Source organism: Paraburkholderia fungorum (assembly GCF_003610895.1).
GTDB lineage: Bacteria > Pseudomonadota > Gammaproteobacteria > Burkholderiales > Burkholderiaceae > Paraburkholderia > Paraburkholderia fungorum_B.
Genome location: NZ_MCAS01000020.1, coordinates 110,692 through 120,584, shown reverse-complemented (window position 1 = coordinate 120,584; position 9,893 = coordinate 110,692). Strand labels below are relative to the sequence as shown.

Below are 9,893 nucleotides of genomic sequence, written 5' to 3'. Positions count from 1 at the left end.
GCCAGCAGATCGCCTTCCCAATGCCCGGGCACCGCGCGGTCTTCCACTTCGGCCGGTCTTTCGCTGATCGACACGGCCCCGATTATCCTGCCCCTGTTCTGCCCGCTTGCCGAGGCGCTCTTCGCCTGACGCATCGTACGATTGGTACGAAGATGCTCGACGAGTTCCTTTTTAAGGACCCCGCGTGCCTGGATGAACAGGCTCCGGTAGATCGTCTCGTGTGATATCTGCATGTCCTTGTTGACCCGGAACTCGCGCCTGAGCCATCCCGCTATCTGTACAGGGGCCCATTTTAATTTGAGTCTGGCCGCCACCAGCCGGCGCAGCCGCGCATTGCCTGACAACGCACACACCTTGGGCCGCCGTGCACGCTCCCAGGCGTTCACATCGGCCTCGTGCGCCCGATATCGGTGGCTGCCGCCATTACGCGAAATCTCCCGGCTGATGGTCGATTTCGAGCGCCCCAGTTGCAACGCAATCTCGCCCATCGTACCGCCTGCGACAAGGCCCCGCGATATCTCCTCGCGTTCGGCCAGCGTCAGTGCCCGTGCAGATCGTGTGCGCACGGGCGGGGAAAATCCGCCGTTCCTGTTCACAACGTGATAAACGGCACTCGGCTGGCGCTCGAGCATCCGCGCGATTTCACTCAGCGACTCGCCCTCGCGCCACAGCTTCCAGATTTCCGCCTTCTGTGCGGTGTTCAACCACGGTCTTCTTTGTCGTCCCATCGTGCTCCACTCTCCATTTCCCTATTGGAACAGAGGTGTTGCAACGACCGGTTGAATCCGCCGCCGCTTTCTTTGCTTATCTTTCTTTGCGGCGGCAAAGAAAGTAAGTGCCGCCCCGCACAGGGGCAACACTAATAAACCAATAGCAAATCAAGGAAAGGCCAAGGGAAAGGCCAAAGAAAAAGCCAGAACAAGAAAAGGCCAACGCCATAAGCAAACAACCAAAGCGCCGCGCAGGCAAAAAAAAACCAAAACCTTAATCCCCCGCCGGCCAAGGCAACCCCACCATCGACCAATCCAGCTCCACCCCAACAACAGACCGCCCAGCAGCAAACTGCACAGCCAAAGTCACCGCAACACAAGGCCGGCCGCTGGCCAAAGAAAGATAAGGATTACTCGCCACTGCCATCCCCGGCAACAAAACCGCATTACGAAAATACGGTCGATGGTCCCACCTGGCGTCCTGCGGATTTGCCACAGGATGCAGCGAAGCCCCTTCGCTACTCCACGCCGGCCCCCGCACCTCAGGCCCGATCTGCCGCCCGGAATCGTCGAGAATAAAACAGCTGATACAGCGCTCAAAAGTCGCCAGCGAGGCAAACGCCTCCTGCATCAGAACACCCGCCCGCAAAGCATCGGCTGCCAGCCTCAACCCCACCCGATAAGGCTCGACCTCCGATTCGAACAACGCATACTGATGCGCCCGCCCCTGGGCAATCACATTGAACGCATCATCGATGCGCCGATGCACCGACTCCGGCGGAGCAATCTCCGCAGCCGGCCGGCCAAGCAGATACCCCTGCGCGAAATCCACATTCGACTCGACAGCCAGGATCAATTCCTCCGTGGTCTCCACGCCCTCGACGACAACCAGCATCCCCGCCTGATGCAGCAACGAAACGAGCTTCGGCAAAATCGGCTGCTCGGTGCCGTGACTGGTCGCACGAATCAACTCGCCGTCAAGCTTCACAATATCCGGCCGGATCCGCAGCAGCCGGTCAAGGTTCGACTGGCCCGCGCCGAAATCGTCGACGGCGATCAGAAAGCCATGCTCGCGGTACAAAGCCGCCGCGCACGACATGTCGTCGACGCTGCCGCCATGTGATTCGAGAATCTCGAGAATCACCCGCTCCGGCTCCAACCCCACCGCTCGCACGATCGTGGCAAGCTGATCGGCATAGCCTTCGGCAATAAACGTTGCCGGCAAAATATTAAGGAACAGCCATGCTTCGCCGGGCAGCGACGTGCGCGCATTGGCCAGATGCACGGCATGGCTCGCGCGGTCGAGCGCGCCTTCGTCGCTGGAGGGTTTCGGCGCAAACATGACAACGGGCGGCACCAGCGTGCCATCGTCCTGCTCACCGCGCAGCAAAGCCTCGAACCCCACCTGCTTCTGATGCGACAAACTGTAGAGCGGCTGGAAGTGCGAGGTCAGGTAGTAATCATCCCAACGGTGCCGCAGCGCGCCCACCTCGCCCTCCTCGCGCGCCGCATCGGCCAGCATCACGTCCAGCGCATCGAGCGGCAGCGCGCGTTCGGCGCACACACGGTTTCTGCCCGAATGCTTGGCACGCAGCAAGGCTTCATCTGCACGGTCGAGCAGCACCATGATGCTTTCGCCACTGCGGTGCTCGGCCACGCCGAAGCTCGCGCTCAGATAGCCGTCCGGCCGCTCGATCGCGGCAATCGCGCCGCGCAGACGCTCAGCGAGCGCCAGTGCGCCGGCCAGACCGTCGCGCAGCAGCACCGCGAACTCCTCGCCGCCAATGCGGCTCACGCTGTCGTCCGCGCAGGTCTCTTCCATCAGCACCTGGGCGACCTGGTACAGCGCATGGTCGCCGATCGCGTGGCCGAAGCGGTCGTTCAGCGATTTGAAATTGTCGATGTCGAGAAAAATCGCGCTGACCCGCGCATCCGGCGTCAGGGTTTCGAGGCGACGCTCGGCCTGCTTCACAAACGCGCGGCGGTTCTGCAGGCCGGTCAGCGGATCGGTCGCGGCGAGCTGCGCGAGTTGGCTCTCGAGTAGAAAGTGGTTGCGCCGGAATCGATAAAACCCAAAGTGAAACACGATGGAAGTCGGCGCGCCGATCCCCACGATCCACATCCACACCACGACGTCGACGTCATGCGTGCGCGGCCCGCCAAACAGCAACGCGAATGCCGCCCCATAGAAGAGCGCACTGCCGATGAAAAAATGCAGCGGCGTGAGCCATAGCGGCGCCGCGCAGATCGGGATCACCACCATGGCCGGCAGAATCCACAGCAACGGTTGGTCGACGCCGGAGACATTCAGCGCAAGACCGGCCACCAGCACCAGCGAGTACGCCACACCGATTGCGCCGAACATCCACGTCGAGCCGGCGCGGGGAATCGCCATCACCAGCAACGCAAGCACCAGCGCGCAGGCGAGCCGGTAAGGCAACGGCGTCGCCGGGCCGGCAACCAGGTTGCGTGCCCCCACGAGACACAGGAACGCGACCACGGTAAACGCCATGGTCACGGTAGAAAGCGGACGCTGGTGCTCCAGCGAGCGTCGATGAAAACGATCGCGCAAACCGGAATCGGGCAGTTGCTTCGTTGAGGTAGAAAGCATATTGATAGTTATCAGTCTGGCTCCGGTCACTCGGCCAATGTATAACGGCAATCATCTGATAAATATTTATGCCCTGCCCGCAAATAGAATGGCGCCCCGCCCAGCGAGGGCTACGCGGCCATCACACGATCGCGTCCCGAGGCCTTGGCGGCATACAACGCGCCGTCGGCACGCGCCATCAACTGGGCAAGCGATTCGTCGCACCGATACTGATCCACCCCGACGCTGAAGGTGTATTTCAGTCCACGCGGCAACTCCCCCGGCGCGGCCGACGCGAGCCGCCCTCGTAGACGATCCATCAATCGCACCGCGTCGGCGCAGGAGGTTGCCGGGCACAACACGCCGAACTCCTCGCCGCCCAGGCGCCCGAACACGTCGCCGCTGCGCAGGTTGCCGCCCACGAAAGCTGCGAAATGTCTCAATACCTGGTCACCGGCGGCGTGACCGTAGCGGTCGTTCACCGCTTTAAACGAATCGATGTCGATGATGGCCATCGCCACCGGCGAACCGGTGCGCTGCGACGCCGCCAGCAGCTCGTCGCCGATCCCGAGAAAAGCACGGCGTGATAGCGCGCCGGTCAGGTCGTCGATATTGGCAAGCCGCTCCAGCCGCTCAGCGAGGCGATCGTGCGCCAGCATCACGACCCCGATCGAAAGGCACGGCGGCGCGAGAATACCGAGTGCGAGAAAGACCACATTGCCGGGTGTCACCTGCAGCAGGCTGGACTGCAGCAGCATGCCGAAGCTGTACATGACCCCACGCGAGAGATGCCCCGCGCATAAGAGTACCGACGTGATCGCGAGAAAATAGTAGCAATAGCGCGGCCGGTTCAAGGGACGGTGGCGCACCATCATGACGGCGAGCATGGCGTAGAGGGCCGCGTGATACGCCGACACGAGCGTCACGCGCGCGTTGAAATCGGGCGCGGCAAAGGTCCAGTAAGTCAAGCCGATCAGCACGGCAACCGCACCGGCATAGGCCGCCCACGGCCGCGTGCGGTGCCCCAGAAAACGGTAACCGCCTTCAACCACCAGCAGGAGCGAGATAGCCAGCAACTCGTTGGCCGTCACGATAGTCAGCCAGCGCCACGCATAGCCTTGCAACGCGAGAGCAATCAGCGCCACGATCGCAATCGCACTGGCCGAGATCCAGTAACCGACGCCGGGTATCGCGGCGCGCCACAGCGAGCCGAGCACGGCCATCGCCATGGTGCTCGACAAAACCGTGACGACCAGAATAGTGAGTGGATTGAGCATTATTGTCTTGAGTCGAGCGGCATCGTCATGGCGCGCCACGTTCGTGCTGCCTGTGCAACTTCCCCGTTGCGTGCCGCCAGAGCCGCGCAAGATCGTAAGCTTACCGGCCTTGATGAAAGTTGAGGCCACAACGACACTGCGAGGCCGCATAAATATGCAGGAAGGCCTCGTGCAGACAAATGCGTGTCGCATCCACGCAAAATCAAAGCGCCGCATTTACCGCAAAACGAAATGCCAGCACGACCGTGCGCCCGGACGATGAGAAAGCGATGACGAAGATCGCGGGCACTTCGCAACATGCGTTCTCGGCAGAAAGGCGCGAAAGGGAATTGAGGCTGAAAAAATGACGTAAGTATTACTTGATTGTCAAATATTCGAGGCAATCGTTTGCTTGTATAACTCTGACGAATGTAAAGTGGCTAAAAGTTAATGTCTTAAGTAGACTCCTGCGAAGTGTGGCGGGCAGCCTGGACAGTCCGGTAAAAGTAACCTCGGACGCGTGCAACGCGCGGCTTTCCGTAACACGCTCACTTGCGTTCAAGCGTCGGTGCGCGTTTTCATATACGGCTGAAGCAACGGCCATTTCCCGGAATATATGGTCCCAATTCTCGATTACCTGCTGGAACGTCAGATTTCGCCACAATGGCGCGGCATGTTGAGCGCATTGGCAACAGAGTTCGAAGCGCAAATTGGCCGCGACGAACTGCGTCAACTGATGTACCGCGTCGGCTGCCGGTTTGCCGCGGCGCATCAATTACCCGCCTGCGGGTCGACGGCGGAACTCGCTCATGCGTTGAATCTGTTGTGGCAGGACATGGATTGGGGCTACGTCGAGTTGTCCGACGAAGCCGAGTCATTACGCATCGTGCACTACTGTGCCCCGCTGCAGGCATTCGGCAACACGGCGCTCACATGGACGCCGGCATTTCTTGAAGGCGTCTATCAGACCTGGCTGAGCGCATTGGGCGCGCAAGGTCTGTCGGTCGCACAAACGAGCGCGTACGGCACGGACACCGCGATCGAGTTTCGGCTGGGCCGGCACCCTGTCTAAGGGAATCCACTAAGCGGCGCGTGAGATGGAATCATCAGGCATGAGCCGGCAAGTACCGGCTCGCGTCCTGCAGAGAGTCGTCAGGCAACAGGCAGTGAGGATCGCGCGAGACCGGTGCGCGTGAAGTGGCGGCGCCAGCATGCTGGCGTCGCGAGCAAGAGTGTGGGTCGGGGCAAGGCAGATCATGAAAAACACGGTGGCACTATGAGTTCATCGAGCGACATCGAGAAACTATTCGATCATTTTGGGGGCGACGCCAGCGCGTACCAGGAAATCGGCCGTGAGAACGAAGCGCGTTCGGCGCGCACGCGTTGGCCATTGCTGGTGACGCTGGACCTGACGCAGCCCACGATTCCCGCGATCGTGCAACGCCGCGAACCGGGTGCCGAGACGTTGGCGCAGGAAGCCGCCCGGAAGGCGGCTGAGGAAGCGGCGCCGAGCGAGGATCGCCAGGACGCAGTGCCTAAAGACGCCGCTTCGGTCACGCGAGCGAAGGCGCCGCTCTTCACCCGTTCGCATCGGCGCGATATTCCGCCGGTCGTCGTCGCTGCCGCCAAGTCCGCGGCGCCGCGCGGCGCTTCGCGTTTCGGCGCGCCCGAAACGAACGACGACGGCACGGCGCAAGCTTCCGCATCGTCCGCATCAGCAGCACCAGCAGCGCCGGCCGCAGCACAACTCGACGCGGCAACGCCAATGGTCACGCAAGCGACGTCCGCGGCCACCCTGCCGCACGTGCCACATATGCCACATGTGCCCCCGGTTGCCAGCGCACCGGCTCCCACGGCGATACCGCCGGCAGGTATCGCGCCGCTAGCCCAGTTCCACACGCCGGCTGTGCCTGTCACGCAACCCATGACCGGCACGCCGCCCAACGTGCTGGCGCCACGTACCGCAATCCCCGCCGTCGCACCGCGAGCCGCCGTTCCGGCGCCGCTCCAGGCCCCTGCGCCGACATGGGTGCAAACCCGCATTCCTGCGCCGGATTGGACGCAAACGCCTGCCCAGGCGCACGCCCCAATGCCGGCGCCTGCCTACACAAGCGCGCCCACGGCGCCCAGGCCGCCCGCCTCGATCCTCGGCAAACTGTTCGCCGCGCAACCCGCACCCGCGCCGCAACCACCCGCGGCCAACCCGGGCGAATCCGCTCCGCTGCAATCGGTCTTCGATCGTCTGCGCGGCACCCCCGCTCAAACGGCCGCCGCGCCGGCAGGCGCAACGCGCGCCGTCACGCCCGCCACCTCCAACTCGTGGCTGGTCAACGGCCCTCGTCGCTCATGAAAGTCATTGCGGTCGTGTCCGCCAAAGGCGGGGTGGGCAAAACCACCCTCGCCGCCAATCTCGCCTCCGTGCTCGCCGCCAGCGGCCGGCGTGTGATTGCACTCGACCTCGATCCACAGAACGCGCTACGCCTGCATTTCGGCGTACCGCTCGACAGTATCGACGGTTTATCGCGCGCCACGTTGACAGGCGATCCGTGGCAAACGGTGATGTTCGACGGCGTGGACGGCGTCACCGTGCTGCCCTATGGCGCGCTGCTCGAAGACGACCGCCGCCGCTTCGAAGCCTATATCGACCGGGAACCGGACTGGCTCGCGCAGTCGCTGCAAACGCTGCGGCTCGACGCGTCGGATATCGTCATCATCGACACGCCGCCGGGTTCCTCCGCGTACGTACGCAATGCGCTGTGCGCGGCCACCTTCGCGCTGAACGTGGTGCTCGCCGATGCGGCTTCGTACGCGGCCATTCCGCTCATGGAACGGCTGATCGAAGCCTACGCGACGCCCCGCCCTGAGTTCGGCGGGGTTGGCTACGTGATCAACCAGATCGACCAGTCACGCCAGTTGACCAAAGACGTTCTCAAGGTCCTGCGCCAGATGCTCGGCGACAGGCTCTTCCCGGGCGTGATCCATCTGGACGAAGGCGTGAGCGAAGCGCTCGCGTGCGACACCACGCTGATTCACTACGATCCACTCAGCCAGGCGGCCGCCGATTTTCGCTCGTGCGGCAACTGGCTGATGACAGCGGTCGACACGATCGCCGTCTCGCCGGGGAACGTCGCATGAGTACGCCTTCTTCACACGGCCTCGAGGGCGCCGACCCGTCGCGGCTCGAACGCTTCGCCGACGCGCGGTTCTGGAACAGCCGGATCGTGACGGGTCTGGTCACGCTGTTCGCCCTGGTGATGCTGTACTTCGTGTTCACCGTGCCGCTCGCGTTCTACGAGCAACTGACGTTCGCGACCGTCTGCTTCATCACCGCGCTGTGGTTCCGCCGCATGCCGGGCCGTTACGCGACGATGGTGATGATCATGCTCTCGGTGGTCACCTCAGGCCGCTATATGTACTGGCGGCTCACGTCGACCACATACTGGGAACATCCGCTCGACGCCGCCTGGGGCCTGTTGCTGGTTTCAGCCGAGGTCTATTCGACCATCGTGCTGATGCTCGGCTACTTTCAGACCGCGTGGCCGCTCAAGCGCACGCCGATGCCGCTGCCCGCTTCGCGCGACCAGTGGCCGAGCGTCGACGTGTTCATTCCGACCTACAACGAGCCGCTCTCGGTGGTGAAGCCGACCATCTATGCCGCGCTCGCGCTCGACTATCCGGCCGAGAAAATCTCGATCCATGTGCTCGACGACGGCCGCCGTCCCGAGTTCAAGGCGTTTTGCGAAGACGTCGGCGTCAACTGGACCATCCGCACCCACAACCGCCACGCGAAGGCCGGCAACATCAATGAAGCCCTGAAGATCACCCAGGGCGAATACCTGGCGATCTTCGACTGCGATCACATTCCGACGCGCTCGTTCCTGCAGATCGGCCTCGGCTGGTTCCTGCGCGACAAGCTGCTGTCGATGCTGCAAACGCCGCACCACTTCTTCTCCGCCGATCCGTTCGAACGCAATCTCGGCACCTTCCGCAAGGTGCCGAACGAAGGCGAGCTGTTTTACGGCCTCGTGCAGGACGGCAACGATCTGTGGAACGCCACCTTCTTCTGCGGTTCATGCGCATTGCTGCGCCGGAGCATGGTCGAAGAAATCGGCGGCATCGCGGTGGAAACGGTCACCGAAGACGCGCACACCGCGTTGAAGCTGCACCGCCTCGGCTACACCACCGCGTATCTGGCGATTCCGCAGGCAGCGGGGCTCGCCACCGAAAGTCTGTCCGGTCACATCGGTCAACGGATCCGCTGGGCGCGCGGCATGACGCAGATTTTCCGGATCGACAATCCGCTGACCGGCAAAGGGCTGAAAATCGGCCAGCGGCTCTGTTATCTGAACGCGATGATGCACTTCTTCTACGGCATCCCGCGTCTGGTGTTCCTGACCGCGCCGCTGTCGTATCTGTTCTTCGGCGCGCATGTGATCGAGGCCGCCGCCAGCACGATCGCGATCTACGCCCTGCCGCACATGATGCACGCGAGCATCACCAACTCGCGGATGCAGCGCTCGTTCCGCCATTCCTTCTGGGCCGAGGTGTATGAATCGGTGCTGGCGTCGTACATCACCGCGCCCACGCTGCTCGCGCTGATCAATCCGAAGCTCGGCAAGTTCAACGTGACGGCCAAGGGCGGCCAGATCGAGAAGAACTACTTCGACTGGGCGATCTCGCGGCCGTATCTGTTCCTGCTGTTGCTGAACCTGATCGGCTTCGTGGTCGGGATCGTGCATATCTATCTGAACTGGCACATCCGCAGCGTGGTCAACACGACCATCCTGAACCTGGGCTGGACCACCTACAACATGCTGATTCTCGGCGCGAGCGTGGCCGCCGCGAGCGAGCGCCGGCAGATTCGCGCCGTACACCGCGTGGCGATGCAGATGCCCGTGATGCTGAAGTTCTCGACCGGCCGCACGCTCGCCTGCGAAACCATCGACTACTCGGAAGGCGGCGTCGGCGTGGCGCTGCCGGCCAGGATCGAAGTGCCGGTGCACGAACAGGTGACCGTGTCGCTGTTTCGCGGCGACGAGGAATACGCCTTCCCCGCCACGGTCGGATTCACGGAGCCGGGCCGCGTGGGGCTGCGCTTCTCGACGCTCACGCGCGAGCAGGAGTACGAGTTCGTCAAGACCACCTTCGCGCGTGCCGACGCATGGACCGGCTGGGCTGAAGGACGTCAGCAGGACACGCCGCTGCGGGGTCTGTCGCATGTGCTGAGCGTCGGCGCACGCGGCATCTGGGGTCTTTTCGAGCATCTTTATGCCGACCTTCGAAGCTCGATGAAAAGCCGTCCGGTGGACGTCAAAAAGCTAAAAACCAAAGACTGAT

The 9,893-nt window shown here is 62.8% G+C and carries 7 protein-coding genes; 4 read left to right on the top strand and 3 right to left on the bottom strand.

Annotation, left to right across the window (positions count from 1 at the left end; genetic code table 11):
- The 3 genes from BCY88_RS19945 to BCY88_RS19935 form a co-directional block, all read right to left on the bottom strand.
- On the bottom strand, positions 1-728 hold a 728-nt coding region (locus BCY88_RS19945), incomplete at its 3' end, for an IS30 family transposase (RefSeq protein ID WP_147408512.1).
- A 256-nt stretch (positions 729-984) separates the two neighbouring features.
- Positions 985-3,321, bottom strand: a complete 2,337-nt coding sequence (locus BCY88_RS19940; protein WP_120345917.1) for a bifunctional diguanylate cyclase/phosphodiesterase — start codon at positions 3,319-3,321, stop codon at positions 985-987.
- Positions 3,322-3,431: 110 nt separating this feature from the next.
- Positions 3,432-4,577 carry a GGDEF domain-containing protein gene (locus tag BCY88_RS19935; protein WP_120345916.1) on the bottom strand — a complete coding sequence of 382 codons (1,146 nt, stop codon included), beginning with the start codon at positions 4,575-4,577 and terminating at the stop codon, positions 3,432-3,434.
- A 595-nt stretch (positions 4,578-5,172) separates the two neighbouring features.
- Between BCY88_RS19935 and bcsD the strand changes: the two genes are divergently transcribed.
- The 4 genes from bcsD (at position 5,173) to bcsA (ending at position 9,892) form a co-directional block, all read left to right on the top strand.
- Positions 5,173-5,628, top strand: coding sequence for a cellulose biosynthesis protein BcsD (gene bcsD, locus BCY88_RS19930; protein WP_120345915.1), 456 nt, complete (start codon positions 5,173-5,175; stop codon positions 5,626-5,628).
- Between the two features lie 204 nt (positions 5,629-5,832).
- A complete protein-coding gene (gene bcsP / locus BCY88_RS19925; protein WP_120345914.1) occupies positions 5,833-6,906 on the top strand; it encodes a cellulose biosynthesis protein BcsP in 1,074 nt (357 codons plus the stop codon).
- On the top strand, positions 6,903-7,691 hold the full coding sequence (gene bcsQ, locus BCY88_RS19920; protein ID WP_120345913.1) for a cellulose biosynthesis protein BcsQ: 789 nt from the start codon (positions 6,903-6,905) through the stop codon (positions 7,689-7,691). The genes bcsP and bcsQ overlap by 4 nt, the downstream gene beginning before the upstream one ends.
- On the top strand, positions 7,688-9,892 hold the full coding sequence (gene bcsA, locus BCY88_RS19915; RefSeq protein WP_120345912.1) for a UDP-forming cellulose synthase catalytic subunit: 2,205 nt from the start codon (positions 7,688-7,690) through the stop codon (positions 9,890-9,892). Before bcsQ ends, bcsA begins: the two co-directional genes overlap by 4 nt.
- The last annotated feature ends 1 nt before the right edge of the window (position 9,893 follow it).

Bases quoted from the DNA above. Each gene is read 5' to 3' on its own strand.
- BCY88_RS19940 (WP_120345917.1), bottom strand. From the start codon at position 3,321: ATGCTTTCTACCTCAACGAAGCAACTGCCCGATTCCGGTTTGCGCGAT.
- BCY88_RS19935 (WP_120345916.1), bottom strand. From the start codon at position 4,577: ATGCTCAATCCACTCACTATTCTGGTCGTCACGGTTTTGTCGAGCACC.
- bcsD (WP_120345915.1), top strand. From the start codon at position 5,173: ATGGTCCCAATTCTCGATTACCTGCTGGAACGTCAGATTTCGCCACAA.
- bcsP (WP_120345914.1), top strand. From the start codon at position 5,833: ATGAGTTCATCGAGCGACATCGAGAAACTATTCGATCATTTTGGGGGC.
- bcsQ (WP_120345913.1), top strand. From the start codon at position 6,903: ATGAAAGTCATTGCGGTCGTGTCCGCCAAAGGCGGGGTGGGCAAAACC.
- bcsA (WP_120345912.1), top strand. From the start codon at position 7,688: ATGAGTACGCCTTCTTCACACGGCCTCGAGGGCGCCGACCCGTCGCGG.